The sequence below is a fragment of the Roseiconus nitratireducens genome, from assembly GCF_008629675.1.
Classification (GTDB): domain Bacteria; phylum Planctomycetota; class Planctomycetia; order Pirellulales; family Pirellulaceae; genus Stieleria; species Stieleria nitratireducens.
Genome location: NZ_VWOX01000001.1, coordinates 315,814 through 333,359, shown reverse-complemented (window position 1 = coordinate 333,359; position 17,546 = coordinate 315,814). Strand labels below are relative to the sequence as shown.

Below are 17,546 nucleotides of genomic sequence, written 5' to 3'. Positions count from 1 at the left end.
GGCGGATCGCAAGACGGGGGTTGCTCACCGGTCACCAAAGCTTGCTTAGAACAATGGCGGAAAGTGTGCGAGCGTTCGAAAGGCATCTGGCTGATTGCGACACACCAATTCCCGGAGACCCAGCCGACGTTGCCGATTCGCGCCCGGAAGGCGTCACGGCGATCCGTCGTCCGTCGGAGTTTGCCAGAGCGGCGAAAGCTGCTGTCGCCAGTCGGATTCGCCGGCCGTCCCAATCGCCCGGTAAACCTCCCACGCGGGTTTTGGTTTGCCCAGCGGGTCGTCGCTGGTGGGTAAACCTCGCAAGCCCAAACGCAGCCCGCCCTCGTCGGGATGGTCACTGGGGCGATGATAGTCAAACGCAATGATCGAAGGACATTGGCGAAGTTTCTCCCACGCGTACAACAGGGCCGCCGCTTGCTGGCGCAACTGCTCCGCATCTGAAACATCTGCATGAAACCCCTGCTCGCTGCAGAGGACCGGTCGCACCGCCCCGTCGGCAAAGCGACAACGATCCTGATGCAGAAAACGATCCAGAACGGTCAGGTTTTTGAGAGTGATCAGTCGCGTTTCGAAGGCATCCGTGACCTGCGTATCATTCCAAGTGTCCGCCCGCCACAGGCTTTCGGGGTAAGGATGATACGCGACGCCCCACGGGTAATCTCCCTCCAACTCGCACTGTCTGATCAGCCAATTCAACATGTCGCGAGGCGCGTAGGTTTTCCACGGCCGATCATCGGGGACATTCCAGCGATGCGTCAGTGAAATAAACGCCCGGCCGTCCGGATTGTAGGTGCGCACAGCCTGGTCCACCAAACGCATGGATCGTTCGTAATGGTCCATGAAGACTTCCATCGGCTGCTGCCCCATGTTGGTCCACTGCCATCCGTAGTCGACTTCATTGTGAACGATCCAGTGATCGATCCGACCATGCATCGATTTTGTCTGGCCATAACGTTCGGCGAGCAAATGCAGAACGGCCCGGTACGCAGCGACGGCCGGTCGGGTGGTCAAATCCGGCATGGCATAGGTGCCCGCGTCAACCGCCTGGGGATGAGCCAGTTCGCCATGCGGCCGGATCAACAGGATCGCGGCCATTTGCATTCCGGCGGCGTTCCCCGTGAGCACGTTCCGGTCGACCCCAGACAAACGTTGTTCATTGACCCACCAACGGCGATTTAGAATCCGCCGTGGCACCCAACCCGGACGAGGTGAGTCGCTGATCAACCCGCTCAGCAAGATGTTCACCGAACCGTGGGTCAGCCCGAGTTCACGCAGTGTCTGTGGTTCAAACCGGCTCGTGATGCAAGTCAGCCCCTTGGCAACTTCGCTGACCGGCCGGGTGGTGCGATCGCGAACGACGGGCAGATCAACCGCTCGCGCAGGCGAAATCGGTTTCGATGCCGCCAAGCTTTCCGCCTGGACCAATCGAATCAGTTGCCAACGCACCCCCGGGAGCCGAAGCTCGGAGGCAGCATCGACCGGGACTTCGGTGGAGAACCGTCCGGACGCCGTGATTTCGACGGGATACCGGTGCTTCAACTCCTGGGAGTCCGGCCGTTCCGCCGAAATGCTTTCAGGAAATCGGGGAATCAAAAACACGTTCTTCTTTGAATCTTCCGGTGTGGAATCCGACGGTGATGCCGGCGCCAGCCATCGTCCCGTCACGATCAGTTGATCGCGCCGGGCACGGACACGCTCGACGACCGCATCCCAGGACTTTTGCTGATAGCGGCGGATATGATTTGCAAGTTCGATCTTTTCCCGGCGGAGTCGCTGTGCTTCACGTCGCTCGGTGAGTTCGTGATCGTTCATGGGACGCAGGCGGACGCCCCGCACCATCAGTTTGACTCCGGCATGATTGCCCAGGTCCAATCGAATCGCCACCGGACCTTCGGAACGGACGGCCTCGGGAGCCAGCTGGCTCAGGTTGACAACGTATTCAGTCCAACCCTCGGCCGGTGCCATCGCGGGCAGGTCCACGAAGCCATCGGCACGCGCCGGTCGTCCGGTGCGCCATTGGATTCCCGAGACGCCTTGAGGACAGAAGTAGGAAATCGAAAGCATCCAGTCGCGATCCGATGTCGGGATCGCCGGCATCTCAAACCAAAAGAATGGATCCTCGCCCATCGTTTCGATGCTCACCTGCGCATCGGTCGCGGCCACGGAGACGTCGTGGGCTTCGGCGGTGATCTCACGCCAATCGATCGAAACGTGTGAGACAGGTTCCGCTGAGTCCAATCCGGAATGGAGTCCCAACCAAACAATCAATGGGCAGATTGCAGACCGGTAGCGCGGGATCGTCATCGAATTAGGAAACCAACGGGAGCTCGGAAAGTGACGGGTCACGAACAGAATCAAGCGGATCCATGACCGCTCACACGTCACACACCATGTATGCCTGCTCGAGCGATGCGATCGGATCGTTCCCGGTCGGGATGAACTCCTGGGCGACATAGCCGTCGTATCCGGTCGCTTTGATGGCGCGGATGACCGCCGGATAGTTGATCTCTTGCTGGTCATCCAGTTCTCGGCGACCGGGATTGCCCGCCGTGTGATAATGACCGGTGATGTCTTGGTAGCGACGCACGTTTTCGATCAGGTCTCCGTTCATGATTTGAACGTGATAGATGTCGAACAGCAGCTTGAAGTTCTCGCTACCCACCGCTTGCACCAACTCCGCGCACAGGTGCACGTCATCGCCCCAGTATCCGGGATGCCCTTTCATCGGATGAATGGTTCCGTCGGGGTTACGGTGTGCTTTGCTGTTCAAGTGCTCCAGCACCAATCCGATCCCTTTCTCTTCCGCATAAGGAACCACGCGTTTCCAACAATCCAGACAGTTCTTTCGGGCCGCGGCATCGCTGATCCCGGTCTTTCGCATCCCGGTAAAGGTGATCACGTTGGGTGCCCCGAACTTGACTGCCAGATCGATCCCTTCGCGAAGCTTCTTTTCGACCTCGGCGTGATTCTCGGGATCCAGCGGTCCGTTTTGAAAACCATGGCTGCCCACCAGGGAGATCTTCAACCCCAGCGCCGTGACATCCGGATAGATGGTAGCCGGGATTCCTTCCATGGCTTCCAGTCCGATGCGTTTGCATTGACGGGCCAACTCCATCATGTCCATCGGTTTGAAGCACCAACCCATGACGGACTGTCGAATCGACCTTGGATTGTCGGCCGAAGAAGAAAATTCGGATCCCGAAGTGGATTCGGGCGACTGCCCAGCCGACGTCGACCAGGCCAGCGTTCCGCCGGCCAGGGCAAGCAAATTAGCAGACACAAAATCACGGCGTTTCACTTTCGGGTACCCTTTGGCACGATGGGGAATAACAAACGGGACCAACCGCCGTCGCCAGAGGTTCCACGGCGAGGCCCCGTGGAAACGATTCCGGATGAATTCATCTTCCGACGGCCAACACAACTGCGGCATCGGCGCGGCGCGTCAGGCGATCTAGACAGCTCTCATGCTAACCCAATTTCAACAGAGAATGTCGGATGCCGTGCGGGACCTGCGGCGTGGTGAAGTGGTCAGCTTTGGCGATGTTGCGGCCGCCGCGGGGCGGCCGACCGCGGCGCGGGCCGCCGGCCGACTGCTATCGCAAGGGTGCGACGACTTGCCATGGTGGCGCGTGGTCTACAGCGATGGTCGGCTGCCGCCGTGCAATCCGTCGCTGCAGGCGGAACGACTGCAGGAAGAAGGGGTGCAACTGCAGGGCTTTCAGGTTCGACGCGCCGCCCTGGGACGCTTCGCAAAACCGCTCCGCCGCTGACACAATTTGTCACTCGTGCGGATGCGATCACTTTCCAGCCGCGGCGACCGCAACAACCATCCCAGCGGGTGGACACCTGCCGGCCCAGCTCGCCGGCTTCTTCTTGAATCGGTCGCAGAAAACGGCCATCACAGTGGTTACGACCGTCACAGCCGGACTACACTCCGCACGATCGTTGTCGCAGGCCGCGACTCGAACGCTTACGAAAACCACCCTTGGGGTCAAAGTCTGATGCAGCGCATGAAGAGCACTTTGTCACGCCGACTTCGCATGGAGAGCTTGGAAAGTCGACGTCTACTGGCGGCAACACTGGACACCCTGTTCGACGGTGACGGCATCTATCAAGTGCCGGCGGCAGAACAAGGCGATCGGCCGAAAGCATTCCTGGACGGCGGACAAGTTATCCTTGGCGATGCCGGGGACTTCGACAACTACCTGTTGGTCGATCCCGATTCGAATCCGGTTTCCGCAACGCCGTTTGCCGCATCGGCCCCGGTGCTGGATGACCTGGATTTGATTCCTGGCGGTGGGTACATCGGCGCCGCGCGTCCATCGGGCAACACCGATCTGAACACGATCTACAAGTTGAACACCGACGGTTCCATTGACACCTCGTTCGGTGGTTCCGGTTCCGGGTTTGAAAGTTTTCTGCTTGAGGACGCGAGCACCAGCGGCAGCACCAATCCCGTCCGCTACCGATTCGACAATCCGTTCGTCACGGTCGCACCGGATGGAAGCATCTATGTTTCCGGGAACATCAGCGACGTGACGCCGGCTACGCCGACGACGGGAATCCAAACCATCCAGTTCGATCCGGTCGAGCTCTCTCCGTACCTGTCTCAGCGACGACGACTGGGGGCGATCGTCAAGCTGCAATCCGACGGGTCAATCGATCGCGGTTTCAATGACGAGTCCGCGACCAACCGTCAAGGCTTGGTTCAAACCCCGATGAATCTTCGAGATCTGGCGATCTCTCCGACCGGTGATGTCGTCGTGTCCGGACTGACCGATCCTGGATACTCTGGCGGCAACGGACCGAATGCGATCGGGCTGTCCTACTTGGAGTGGTCCACACGTGTCGAACAGTACAGTTCCGACGGCGTAGTGGATGTTTCGTTCGGCACCGGTGGTGCCACGGTAATCAGCGAGCTGAAGAATCTGGATTCGATCGGCGACATCAACAGCGTCGATTCGCTTGCTTTCGACAGCGAGGGAGGGTTGCTGCTGACGGGGTACTCTCCATCGACGCAAAACAACCCGAACGACCAAGGCATGTCGACCTACAATACGGGCGCGAGAGTGGCTCGGCTGCTGAGCGACGGTCAAATTGACGTCGACTTTGGATCCCAGGGGACCCAACAACTGACGTCGATCGACCTATTCAGCGTGCAGGGTGGCTACGCATCTCTGGCAAACCTGTCGACGGACCTGCCGATCGCCGTAGACTCCGGGACCGTCTTTGTCGGAGCCTATGAGCAACAGATGCCCGATTCGGTCAACGCTCAGCAACGGATCGCGGTCCAGGAGGGATTGCTGTACTCGTTTCCGTCGGACGATGTAACTCAAGCATCTGCCGGGCTCATCACCACTCCGCTGGGAGGCTCGACCGCGTTTTATCCCGCGGCCATCGAAGTCGACGGCGACGAATACCTCGTGGCGGGCGCCACCTTCGTCGATTCGCTGCAAGATTCGGCATTCCGCTATGGAATGACGGACGTGATCGTCGGATTGGTGCAGATGTACAACCCCAATCAGCCCGTCGCAACGGGATTCGCAACGAACCTTGCCGAGAACTCGCCGGCCGGTACTTCCGTCGGGACGGTGCAGGCAACCGATATCGATCCCGCAGACAATGTCCCCGGCGCGTTGACCTTTTCCATCACGGCCGGCAATCTCAATTCGGTCTTCGACATTGACTCGCAATCAGGTGAGATCACTGTTGGACAAAACGCGAGTCTGGACTATGAGATCCAAGATCGATATGAATTGGTAGTCACCGTCACGGACTCCGCAGGGCTGACCGATCGCGCCTCGGTGATGATCGATATCGATGACGTCCCCGAACCTAATGCGAAGCCCGTCTATGTGAACGGATCGGTTTTGGTCGTGAACGCCGAACAGAACGGGTCGACGGTTGCCGTGCGAGTTTCTCAAGGTCAGATCCAGGTCAGCTCCAGAGACTTCCCCAACGAATCTTTCCCGTTGACGGGAATTGAGTTGATCAGAATCAACGGCGGCGACGGCGATGATCGATTGATGGTGGCCAACTCCGTGACGATTCCGGTCGTGATCAGCGGCGGTGCGGGCGACGATTTCATCTCCGGCGGTTCAGCAAGTGACGCTCTGTTGGGTGGCCCGGGCAACGACTTCATCTTCGGCCGTGACGGGAACGACCTGCTTAGCGGCGGCGACGGAGTGGACGCCCTGTACGGCGGCGCCGGAGAGGACATCCTGTTCGGGGGCGCCGATGCCGACAAGCTGCTCGGCCAATCCGGCAGCGACTTCATCGTCACCGAGCAAACCGACTACGACGACGACCTCGCATCGCTCTTGCTGATTCTGCAAGAGTGGAACACGGCGGAATCGTTCGCCGATCGAGTCAACAACCTAATCCTCGGGACTGGCGAGTTCTTGTCGGATACCGAGATCCACCTGCTGATCAATGACACGATCACGAACGACGATGCATTGGACCAGGTGATCGGCAACAACGTGGACGATTTCTTGCTGCCCGAGGCGTAAGCCGACTTGATGAAACGATAGACAGTGGTCGGTTCGCACGGAAGGCGTGTCGCTTTCCGTAGCGACCGTCAGCCGTCCGTCCCCACTTTTGCGTTCGGGTGCTCCGGATCCAACGTCCACTTCGGTGGAGGCTGGAAACCTTTGGATCCCACCGAGTAGGGCGGCACCGCGTCGTCGGGCTGCAAGGCGCGATGGTCGATCAACAACCGGCCCAGTCGCTCCAATTGCTCGTTGTCGGTGGATGCCAGGTCATCGGCTTCCAATGGATCCTGCGAAAGGTGAAACAACTGGACCTGATTGGTTCCGGAACGCAATTGCGACGGCGAACGGAGACGCGGTCCGTTGACCTTTAGCTTCCATCCGTCGTGGATCACGGCCAAGTGTTCCGACTGTTCTCCCTGCTGGCCATGATAAGAAAACCAGGGGCGACTCTCCAACCGGGCCGTCAGCGGCTGCGCGGCCTCGCCCAGCAACAACGGAGCGATGTCGATTCCGTCCAGCGGTTTGTCGGTCATCGAATTCGCCTTGCCGCCAGCCAACGCGACCAACGTCGGCATCAAATCGACATAGCCCATCCGCGCATCTGACTTAGTTCCCGGTGCGATGTGACCGGGCCAACGCACACAGGCGGGCACCCGCGTGCCGCCTTCAAACACGGTCAGCTTGCTTCCGCGCAGCGGAGCGTTGTTGTCGCGAATCTTCCCGACGCCGCCGTTGTCGCTGAAGAAAAGCACGATCGTCTGGTCCGATTCGCCACTTTGCTCAATCGCTTGCAGAATCTTTCCGATCCCCTGGTCCATTTTCCAAATCATTGCCGCGTAGGTTTGCCGCACCGGCGACGACTTCCGATCACGTCTCGCCTGGCCTTGCGGTGACATCCGCTCAAAACGCTCAACGGCGGAATCGGGTGCCTGGAAGGGGGAGTGCGGTGCGTTGAACGGAACGTAGCAGAAATACGGTGCTTCTTCCGAAGCAACCTGTTTGATCCAGCCCGCCGCCGCCGCGGCAATCAAATCGGTGGAATATCCCTGCTCGTCCGACGCGTCAAAGTTCGTGTGCCAGTCACGCTCGCCCTCGCGGGTCAAGTCAAAGTAGTCAATCGCGCCGTTGTAGTGACCGTGAAAGTGGGTGAACCCCTGGTTCAGCGGATGCCATTTGGCGCGGCGGTGCCCCAGATGCCACTTGCCGAAAACTCCGCGATGTTCGTACCCCAATTCACCCAGTGCTTCGGCAATGGTTGTTTCGTCCGTCGGCAATCCAAAATCTCGCTGCGGCGGAATGACGGCCCGGGCGAGCCCGAAACGGATCGGATAGCGACCGGTCATGAACCCCGCACGCGTGGGCGAACACATCGGTGCAACATAAAACTGATCCAATTCCATTCCGTCGCGGACGATTGAATCGATGTGGGGTGTTTCAAATTCGCGGTTGTGGTACCCCACCGCGCTCCAACCCAAATCGTCAGCGAGCAGTACGACGATGTTTGGTTGGCTTTGAGCCGAAACAATCGCGTTCAAATAAAGAAAAAACGCGAAGGTTCCGATCGGGATTGATTTGATCATGCAAGCTCAGTCACGAAAGAAAACAGTCTGGTAGACAGGCCGGTTCCGCCGGATCAGGCGTGACCGGCAGCGGAGGGTTTACGCCAGCAGGCCGCGTTGGACGACACCGTGCACGTCGGTCAAACGGAATTGACGCCCCTGGTGGCGGTAGGTCAAACGCTCGTGGTTCAACCCCATCAGGTGCAACAGCGTGGCATTGAAATCATGAACGTGCACCGGGTCCTCCGCAATGGAGTATCCCAATTCGTCGGTCCGACCGTAAACCGTCCCCGGCCGTGTGCCTCCCCCGGCCATCCACAGCGTGAACGCATCGCGATGATGATCCCGTCCGGCGGAGGTCTTCTTTCCTTCACCGTTGGTACCCTGAGCCATCGGTGTCCGCCCAAACTCCGCGGACCACACGACCAGCGTCTCGTCCAAAAGGCCGCGTTGCTTCAGATCCTGAATCAAAGCCGCGACCGGGCGGTCCACTTCTTGACATTTCTTCGGCAACGATCCGGAAAGATTCCCGTGGTGGTCCCAGCCCTGGTCAAACAGCTGCACACACCGCACGCCACGTTCAACCAACCGGCGTGCCAGCAGACAGTTGTTGGCAAAACTTGGTTTGCCCGGCCCCGGACCGCCGCTGCGCAGTGTCGTGCCGTACGCGTCGTGCGTTGCCTGGGACTCGGATTCAATTTCCATCAACTCGGGGACGCTCGCTTGCATCCGGTAAGCCATTTCATACTGATCGATCCGCGTCGCAATCTCCGGATCGCCGACTTCTGATAGCGTGCTCGCGTTGATCTGGTTGACCGTATCGATCACGTCGCGACGTGATTCGCGGTCAATCCCCGGCGGATTGGAAAGAAACAGCACCGGATCTCCCTGAGACCGGAACTCGACACCCTGGTAGACCGTGGGCAGGAATCCGCTTCCCCATGCCGAATTACCGGCTCCCAGGACCGAACCGGTAATCAAAACGACGTAGCCCGGAAGGTTGCTGTTTTCCGTCCCCAAGCCGTAGTTGATCCAGGACCCCAGGGACGGACGGCCGAACCGCCCAAACCCGGTCAACATGAATAGCTGCGCCGGACCATGGTTGAATTCGTCGGTGTGCAGGGATCGAACCACACAAAGTTCATCGGCCACCGATTGCAGGTGAGGCATCAAATCCGAGAGTTCAATCCCGGACTGCCCACACTTGCGGAAGGTCCAATCCTTGGAAGTCCCAAACAGCGTGGGACGACTGCGAAGGAAAGCAAACTTCTTTCCCTCAAACATCTCATCGGGGCACAGTTCCCCGTGACGCCGCTGCAACTCCGGTTTCGGATCAAACAGATCCAAGTGCGAGGGCGAACCGACCAGATGGATGTGGATCATGTGCTTGGCACGCGCCGGGAAGTGCGGCGGACGCTCTGCCAACGGGTTGGCAACCGCGGGAGCGGCGGTCACCGATGACTCCTGAGCCAACATTTGCATCAGTGCGTAACTGCCGAAACCGAATCCGGCACGCTGCAAGATCTGTCGTCGATTGGTGGGAAGGACGTAAGGCATTAGTTCAAGGTGATTGTTTGGTCCAGATTCAAAAGCGCATTGGCCACCGCGTACCAAGCCCCCAGGCGTCGCTTGGCTTCGGACGCATCGGCGCCGCTGGCAAAGGCGGGATCTAAAAATGATTCGGGAAGAACGCCGATCCGTTGATCCACCAAGTCGGGGTTCTCAGCCAGCAGGGCGGATTGCGATTCGAACAGCGCCAGCAGAGACTCCACGGCCGACAGAGACGGTTCGCGACCGGTGGCAATCCGGTACCCATAGGCGGCCACTTCGCGTGGGTCGTCCGACCCGGATTCCAACACCATCCGCTGAGCCAGTCCCACCGCCGCCTCGGCGTACGCATGGTCGTTCAATAGCACCAACGCTTGAAGTGGCGTGTTGGTGCGGGGGCGCTGCACCGTACAGGCGGCACGGTCGGGAGCATCGAAGGTGACGAAGCTGGGATAGGGCGCCGAACGTTTCCAAACCACGTACAGCCCCCGGCGGTAACGGTCCTGGTCCTGAGCCGCCGTCCATTGCGGCTGGTTGCGACCGACGGCCCGCCAAATACCGTCGGGCTGAAACGGCATCACCGGTTCGCCCGCTCCCTCACGACACAACAGCCCCGAAATTGCCAATGCGTTGTCACGCAGCGTTTCAGCGGGCAGACGAAAGCGGGGTCCGCGTGACAACAATCGATTGTCGGGGTCCAATTCGGCCGCCCGAGCGGTAACCACCGAACTGCTTCGAAAGGTCTCCGAAAGCACCATCGTGCGGAGCAAGGATTTGACGGACCAACCCTCCGATTGAAACTCCAACGCCAGCCAATCCAGCAGCTCCGGATGTGTCGGCGCGTCTGCTTGCGTCCCAAAATCCTCGGGGGTGGCGACAATGCCGCGCCCGAAGACCTCGGCCCAGAATCGATTGACGGTCACCCTGGCTAACAACGGGTTGTCCGGATCGACAAGCCAACGGGCCAAACCGAGCCGATTGGGTGGCAGGTCCGCATCGGCCGGGTGAAGGGCGGATGGCGTCCCTGGGCTCACCGGCTCTCCCGGCGACAAGTAGTCTCCGCGACGCATCACAAAGGTCTCCCGGGACTCCGGCTGTTCGACCATCACCAGCGTCGTCTCGGGTTGGATCCGATCCCGCCGCGACACCAGCGCCCGGATCTTTCTTTCCGGGTCGCGAGTCTCGGGATCGTTGGCCAAGAAGAAGGTTCGTAACTGCTCGATCTCGGCAGCCTCGAGGGGTGTCGCTTTGCCGAGCAGTTGGGCGATCTCGTCCGTCAAGCCGACCGTCTCGGGCGGGCCGATCAAGAATGAAACTTTAGGTCGGCCGATCACGCGTCCACGCCCAAAATGCTGATCGAGCGTCACCACCAACCGCTGATCGGCCCGCGGTGCATCGACCGGCTCGGTGGTGCGAAACGTTGCCCAGTGCGGCTGATCGAACTTGGGAGCGATCGCCCAGGCGGTTTTCGGGTCGCCATCGATTGCACCGGCAACGTCATACTTGGACTGCGAGAACGACGCCTTCGCATCAGCCAACGAAATCAGGTGACGCTTCTTTCCGGTCTCGACCCGCATCTGCAAGTCGTGCAACACGAAATTCGTGCGCTTGGCGTCTCCCCGGCCGGGCCCCCGTCCTGGCAAGTCGTCGTGCTGCAACGCGTCCAAACGGACACCCAGAATCGGCCCCTCCAGGTCGTCATAGGAAAACCGGTACTCCGTCGATCCGGGCGGGTTGCCTTGCAACAGCACCGACTGATCGTCCAAGACCTGGAAAGGTTCCTCCCCGGTGCTCGAGAAATGTGGCGTCGGGGTCAGCCAACGGGCCCGACCCTGCCGGAGCGCTTCGCTGACTTGCGTTCTCCAGGCCTGGAACCGATCCTCACCGCCCAGAGCATCCTGCTTCGCGCGCAGCGACGTGATCTGCTTTTGCAACTGCTTGCGCCGCGCGGCCTGTTCATCGGTTAGCGGAAGATCCATCGTCGGGCCCACAAAGTCGAAGCGGACGCCACTTGCCTTTTCGACCTCCAACGGCGTGTTATTGAAGTAGGCAAACAGCCGGTAGTAGTCTTCCTGAGTGAACGGATCGTATTTGTGGTCGTGACACTGGGCGCACTCGATCGTCGATCCCAAAAAGACGGTGGCGGTCGTGTTGACTCGGTCAAAAACCTGTTGCACACGGTTGGCTTCTGGCTGGACCCCGGCCTCCACGTTGCATGTCGGTGTGCGGTGAAATCCGGTCGCGATTCGCGTCTGCAGATTCGCATCGGGCAACAAATCGCCCGCCAATTGTTCAATCGCAAATTGGTCGAAAGGCTTATCGCGGTTGAACGCGTCAACGACCCAATCCCGATAGGCCCACGAGGACCGCAATTGGTCGGCCTGAAATCCGTTGGAGTCGGCGTAGCGCGCCAGATCCAACCAATGCCTTGCCCAATGAACTCCGAAAGCGTCGCTGGCCAGTAATTCGTCGACCAGTCGGCGGTAGTTTTCCTCGGACGGGTCACGTTGCAGGTCGTCGATCTGCTGCAGAGTCGCGGGGAGCCCCGTCAGTGCCAAAGAAACTCGACGAGCCAGCGTGGCGGGGTCGGCCAGCGAAGGAGAAGGAAGTCCCGATCGGATTCGTTTCTGTTCGACAAAGTAATCGATCGGCGACAGGTTCCGCTGACTCGCTTGTCGTAAGGCCTGGGGATCGACCGAAGGGGCTTGATAGGCCCAATGCTCCGTGCCGGACACATCCGGCATCTCCGCGCCGTCACGAATCCACTCCCGCAAGACATTCACTTCTGTCCGGGACAACGGTTGTCCGTCCAACGGCATCAAGTCGCCGGCGCTCGCGTCGGTGACCCGCTCAATCAGCAGCGATCGATCGGGTTGCTCCGGCACCACAATGGGGACACCGCTGTCCGCGACGCCCAATACCGCATCGCGTCGAAACAACACCAACGATCCTTCCTGAGCAGACTCTCCATGACACCGATCGCAGTGCCGCTTCAAAATCGGCTGCACCTCGTCGGCGTAGTCGACGGCGAGTGCCTCTCCAGACCGCAAGGCCCAGGATGAGAGCGTGATGACGAGGATCCCGATCAGACGAACGGAGAACGTCTTTCTGTTCACGAACTTGAGACCTTGAAATGCTGAGCGATGGAGGGAGCCCACGATCAAACGCGGACGCATGTCAGGCGGGACGTCCAAAGACGACGTTGCATGCGGGGTCCAAAACGGGCAACTGGCGGTGGGGAAATCACCCTGGACCAGTCTACCCGCTTTCTCAGCACTTTGCCGAATGGATGCCTACCGAACCTGGTGACCGGCGAGCCCGATCGGCCCGGGTAACCACGTCGGTTGGAGGCATCAATCGGCGGCATTCCGATGGCCCTCGGCCGCTGGCGGCATTACTTTTTGCCTTTGCCGCCGCCCTTCCCGGAGTTGCCTCCGCCACCTTTACCGGGCCTGCCGCCGCCACCCTTTCCGGAGTTTCCGCGGCCGCCGCCACCAGCGCTGCTGGGACCGCGCGACGGCGGGCCCCCACCGCGAATCTTGTCGCCGCCCGAGGGGCCACGGTTTCGGGACGCTTGCGGGCGATTGCCCGAGGACGGTGAGGAAGGTCGCGCCATTGGCTGCCCACGGTTGCTTTGAAGTCGTCGTGGGCCCGTCGAGCTTCTCGTGGGTCCTGTCGGTGGTCGCAAGGACCGTTGCGGCGAAGCTCCCTGCGGACGATCGGGCGCCGGGCTGGACGGAGCGTTCAACCGGCCGCGCGCACTGGCTGGGCCTCGAGAACTATCTGGGCCACGAGATCGGTTTTGCAGATCAGGTCGGCTGTCCGGCTTTGATCCACGGACTTGGTCTTGGACTCGACCGCCGCGATCGCGAATCCCTTCATTTCCAGGGGAGAGGTCGCCGGGGCGGCGACCGAGGTCAAATCTCTCCTGGTTGGGCCTCCCCTCTCGACCAAATCGCTCCACGCCGGCACTGTTGCTGTCACTGCCTTGCACTCGCCCGGAAGTTTCTCCGCGGGGACCACGACCGTTTCCGCGGGCCTCGGATCCGAGCGTTTCTGGGCCTTGAGACTCCGTGGCACCCGCCACCGACTCACGCGCGGACCGCGAGCGAGCTGACTTTTCAAACTGCTTGCGATTCTCGCTCAATCGTTGTTGGCTCTCGCGGACTTGATCTCGGATCGATTCCGCTTGAGACCGACTGAGCTCTTTGAACTTGCCCTCAGACGAATTGCCTTTCACTCGATTTTCAATCGGCGCAGCCAACGCCGTCGTCGCCAGGAGATCCGATTCGACCGACGGATTGTTTTTCAGAAACTGCCGTTGGCTGGCAATGTCGTGGGGAGGCCGCATGCGTTCGTTGGACCGGTAATAGCTGTGCCGGTCGTTGACCCAGCCAATGACGTTGCGCTGCCCACCGCGCGATCGCACCGAGTAGTAAGAGAAGATCGGGTCATAGTAGGAGCCGCGGCCAAAGTAGTTCACCCAGGGAAACAAGCGACTCTGGTAGCCACCGCCGTAGTAGTCGCCAAAGTAATAGCGACCGTAGCGTGGCTGGAAGAACAAGTGAACCAACAGATTCAGACCGCTGCCCAGCACGTAACGCGGGCGGTAGGAAAAGCCGGGACGCGTGTAGATTGGTTGACGATAGTAAACGGGCGTGAACAGGGTCCCACGCCGGTCAATTGCGTAGTCCCAATAACCCGGTCGGTACACGCAACCGCGCGGCGTCCAGACGTACTGTGCCGGACTCCAGATCCAATCCGGTTGGCTTTGCGCCCAAAAACCGGGCGTCCAACGATAGTCATTCGCTTGGTAGTCCCAGTGACCGGGAACATAGAAGTAATCGTCACCGGGTTGGGGCGCACTGGGGCCTTCCTCTACCGGATCGGGAGGCGCGGGCAGGTACTCAATACTCTGCGACGCTGCACTGGTCCAAAATCCGGCGACACGTCGATAACCGTCATCGGCCTGTTCCCAATAGCCAGGTACCCAACGCTGGCCCGGCGGAACTTTTCTCCACACCCCGCTGATCCAGATGAAGTCCGAACGATCTTCGTCCCATTCCCAATAGCCCGAAATCCATTCCACATTCTTCCCCTCCGGTTGATAGCTGGGCGGGATCTCATCGATCGGCTCCGGCGGAGCCTTCGGGGTCACGGGCTGGGGTTGCGGGCCGGAGGTGTAGGCGTTCGCAAAGGCTTCATGCAACGGCCCTCGGGTCAGATACTCCACCCCTTCCTCACCCGATTCATCCAAGCTGCCGGAATCCGGCCGTCTGTCGACGCCTTCCAACTGCGGGGCGGGCAATTCGCTTCCCGCCTCCGGAAGGGGTTGTGGGGATGGAGGCTGGATGGCGTGCGCGTCAGAAAAAGTGACTGCTCCGAAACAGACCGTGGTGAAAAGCAACGGAAGGGATCGGGTCTGTATGAATGGTCTCGCTGGAAGTCGTTTAAGCATCGGTTGTCATTGGCAATGGAGTGGGTCTCCAGCTCGGCTGGCATCAGTCGCGTCATGCAAATCGTCCGGTATTCCATCCGGAGACCGCGGACGCATTTGGCATGCCAGCGAATCGGCCCAACCATCCATTTCCCACGTTTTTTGGCTCCGCGACTCCGTTTTCCCTTCCGAATGCTCCGCTGATGACGAAAACCCTTGAAAATCGTGCCCTTGTCTTCCGGGAGCTGTGCCCGATGCGAGCGGTGGGAAACCATCCATCGGCCGCTCCAACATCCGTTGGCCTGAACGATCTTCGGAGCATTCACGTCCGCTTCGCCATCACGATGACGACACTGTCGTCTCGGCAGCGACACCATCCCTGCGACCGCTCACTGAAACGTTCGTCGGCTAGGCTCTGTCTGAAAACCCGTAGCTGCTGTCGCCAGACGGCAGAATGCCACGCTTTGGCGAACGCCGCGACACGTGTTCTGACCAAGCCTGGCTGGACCACGCGTTCACGACTGCAGCTACACTGATTCAACCTGCCGGCGTTTGCCCCCTCCATTCCCTCCGCGCTCCGTTGAGCCCATGTCAGGTTTGTCACCGTTCTCTCCAAGGTCAATTGCCGTTCGGATTCTGGCTGGACTGTGGTTATCCGCCGCGACTCTGCTGTCCTTTCCCGACCAGCCGAACGCCTCCGCTGCCGAACGTCCCAACATCGTGTTTGTGATGACCGATGACCAAGGCTACTGGGACACCGGCGCGACGGGCAATCCACACATCGACACACCGCACATGGACCGGTTGGCGAGCGAGGGTGCACGACTGAACCGCTATTACGCGGCGCCGGTTTGCGCACCGACGCGGGCCGGTGTGATGACCGGTCGCTACTACCTCCGCACGGGCCTGTACAACACGCGGTTTGGCGGTGATTCGCTGGGTCGAAACGAAGTCACGGTGGCACAGTTGCTCAAACGGGCCGGATACCGCACGGGACTGTTCGGCAAATGGCACCTCGGGAAATACCATGCCTACCAGCCTCAAGAACGGGGATTCGATGAATTCTTCGGTCATTATCACGGCCACATCGAGCGCTACCAATTTCCGGACCAGGTGTATCACAACGGGCAGCCGGTCGAAGCCCGCGGCTACGTCAGCGACGTCTTCACGGACGCGGCGATCGATTTCGTTGAACACGCCGTCAAAACAAAACGCGATCCCTTCTTCTGCGCCTTGATGTACAACGCGCCTCATTCACCGTTCCTGTTGGACACGTCGCACTACAACCAACCGCAGGGCGATCTGTTGCTAACCAAATACTTGCAGCGTGGGTTGCCCATTCGCGAAGCCAGAATCTATGCGCTGATCGAACGAGTCGACCAAAACCTGGGACGTTTGCTGAAGGCGATCGACGAGGTCGGGGCAGAAAAGAACACGGTCGTCGTGTTCACCAGCGACAACGGAGGCGTGAGCAAATACTGGAAGGGCGGAATGAATGGAAACAAAGCCGGCGTGTACGAAGGCGGTGTCCGAGCACCCTGTTTTGTTCGCTGGCCCAACCGAATCGAAGCAGGCAAATCCATTGACGCCCAGACGTCTCACGTGGATTGGCTGCCAACCTTCTGTGAAATCGCCGAAACCGAGATTCCCGACGACCGCGTCATGGACGGGATCAGTCTGGTACCCTTGCTGACGACGGATTCAGACGACAGTGCCCATCGTTACGTCTACCACACCTGGGATCGGTACACGCCTAACGCGGATCAACGCTGGGCCGTCAGCGACCAACGGTGGAAACTGCTGTGCCAGGTAGGCAGGGACTCAGCGGCGTCTCGGACCAACTGGCGGTTATTCGATTTACAAGCTGACCCGGGTGAAACGCGGAACATCGCCCGCCAACATCCCCAGGAAGTTGAACGACTTCGTGAGGCGTTTCTTCAATGGTTTGAAGACGTCACCCAAGGACAGGTCTATCGACCCGTTCCTGTACCGGTCGGGCATCCCGAGGAGAACCCGGTAGAAATCGAACCCAGTTGGTCCACCCAGCACGGCGATCACATTGCCTACACCTTCGACGGCTACGACTGGGATACGATCGACCGGTGGAGGGATCCCGGCGAGCGCGCGGTTTGGAGGTTGGATGTTCAACGCCCCGGCGACTACCGGGTCAAATTGACCTATGGCTGCCGACCCCTGGATGCCGGCGGCGTGGTGCGTTTGTCCGTCGGTGACGCGTCCGTGACACACCAAGTCCGAGCGACCGCCACCGCGGACCAATTCGAATCCGCCGATGTCGGGGCGATCCATTTGGAAAGCGGTGCATCCGAATTGGTCGCCGAAGTGGTTTCCTGCCCGGGAACCGAATTGATGCGACTGAACGGCATCTCACTGGAACGCCTGCCCGACTGAAAGGTCAACGAACGGTTGCGTTACCTGAATCGCGTTGCACGCATCCGGCGACTCCGGTCATTGGCGCACCCGCTCGGACCTCCGCTTCCGCCGGTCACT

The 17,546-nt window shown here is 60.0% G+C and carries 9 protein-coding genes; 3 read left to right on the top strand and 6 right to left on the bottom strand.

The window, feature by feature from the left end:
• Positions 1 to 153: 153 nt before the first annotated feature.
• Complete coding sequence (locus FYK55_RS01060; RefSeq protein WP_161604237.1) at positions 154 to 2,256, bottom strand: DUF5722 domain-containing protein; 2,103 nt, start codon at positions 2,254 to 2,256, stop codon at positions 154 to 156.
• Positions 2,257 to 2,374: 118 nt separating this feature from the next.
• A complete protein-coding gene (locus FYK55_RS01055) occupies positions 2,375 to 3,298 on the bottom strand; it encodes a TIM barrel protein (RefSeq protein ID WP_235908327.1) in 924 nt (307 codons plus the stop codon).
• Between the two features lie 166 nt (positions 3,299 to 3,464).
• Between FYK55_RS01055 and FYK55_RS01050 the strand changes: the two genes are divergently transcribed.
• Both FYK55_RS01050 and FYK55_RS30035 read left to right on the top strand, forming a co-directional pair.
• On the top strand, positions 3,465 to 3,770 hold the full coding sequence (locus FYK55_RS01050) for an MGMT family protein (RefSeq protein WP_150074144.1): 306 nt from the start codon (positions 3,465 to 3,467) through the stop codon (positions 3,768 to 3,770).
• Between the two features lie 240 nt (positions 3,771 to 4,010).
• Entirely contained in the window at positions 4,011 to 6,512 is a 2,502-nt protein-coding gene (locus FYK55_RS30035; protein ID WP_161604236.1) for a cadherin domain-containing protein, read from the top strand.
• Between the two features lie 68 nt (positions 6,513 to 6,580).
• Here FYK55_RS30035 and FYK55_RS01040 read toward each other — a convergent pair whose 3' ends face one another.
• From FYK55_RS01040 to FYK55_RS01025, 4 genes are all read right to left on the bottom strand, one after another.
• Positions 6,581 to 8,074: a sulfatase-like hydrolase/transferase gene (locus FYK55_RS01040; protein WP_150074142.1), complete on the bottom strand. Its 1,494-nt coding sequence runs from the start codon at positions 8,072 to 8,074 to the stop codon at positions 6,581 to 6,583.
• A gap of 78 nt (positions 8,075 to 8,152) precedes the next feature.
• Positions 8,153 to 9,610 (bottom strand): DUF1501 domain-containing protein, encoded by a 1,458-nt coding sequence (locus FYK55_RS01035; RefSeq protein WP_150074141.1) that lies wholly within the window; start codon positions 9,608 to 9,610, stop codon positions 8,153 to 8,155.
• Positions 9,610 to 12,717, bottom strand: a complete 3,108-nt coding sequence (locus FYK55_RS01030; protein ID WP_235908326.1) for a PSD1 and planctomycete cytochrome C domain-containing protein — start codon at positions 12,715 to 12,717, stop codon at positions 9,610 to 9,612. The genes FYK55_RS01035 and FYK55_RS01030 overlap by 1 nt, the downstream gene beginning before the upstream one ends.
• Positions 12,718 to 12,995: 278 nt before the next feature.
• Entirely contained in the window at positions 12,996 to 14,909 is a 1,914-nt protein-coding gene (locus tag FYK55_RS01025; RefSeq protein WP_235908325.1) for a hypothetical protein, read from the bottom strand.
• Positions 14,910 to 15,626: 717 nt separating this feature from the next.
• On the opposite strand from FYK55_RS01025, the gene FYK55_RS01020 reads away from it, so the two are divergent.
• Positions 15,627 to 17,447, top strand: a complete 1,821-nt coding sequence (locus tag FYK55_RS01020; protein WP_150074139.1) for an arylsulfatase — start codon at positions 15,627 to 15,629, stop codon at positions 17,445 to 17,447.
• The last annotated feature ends 99 nt before the right edge of the window (positions 17,448 to 17,546 follow it).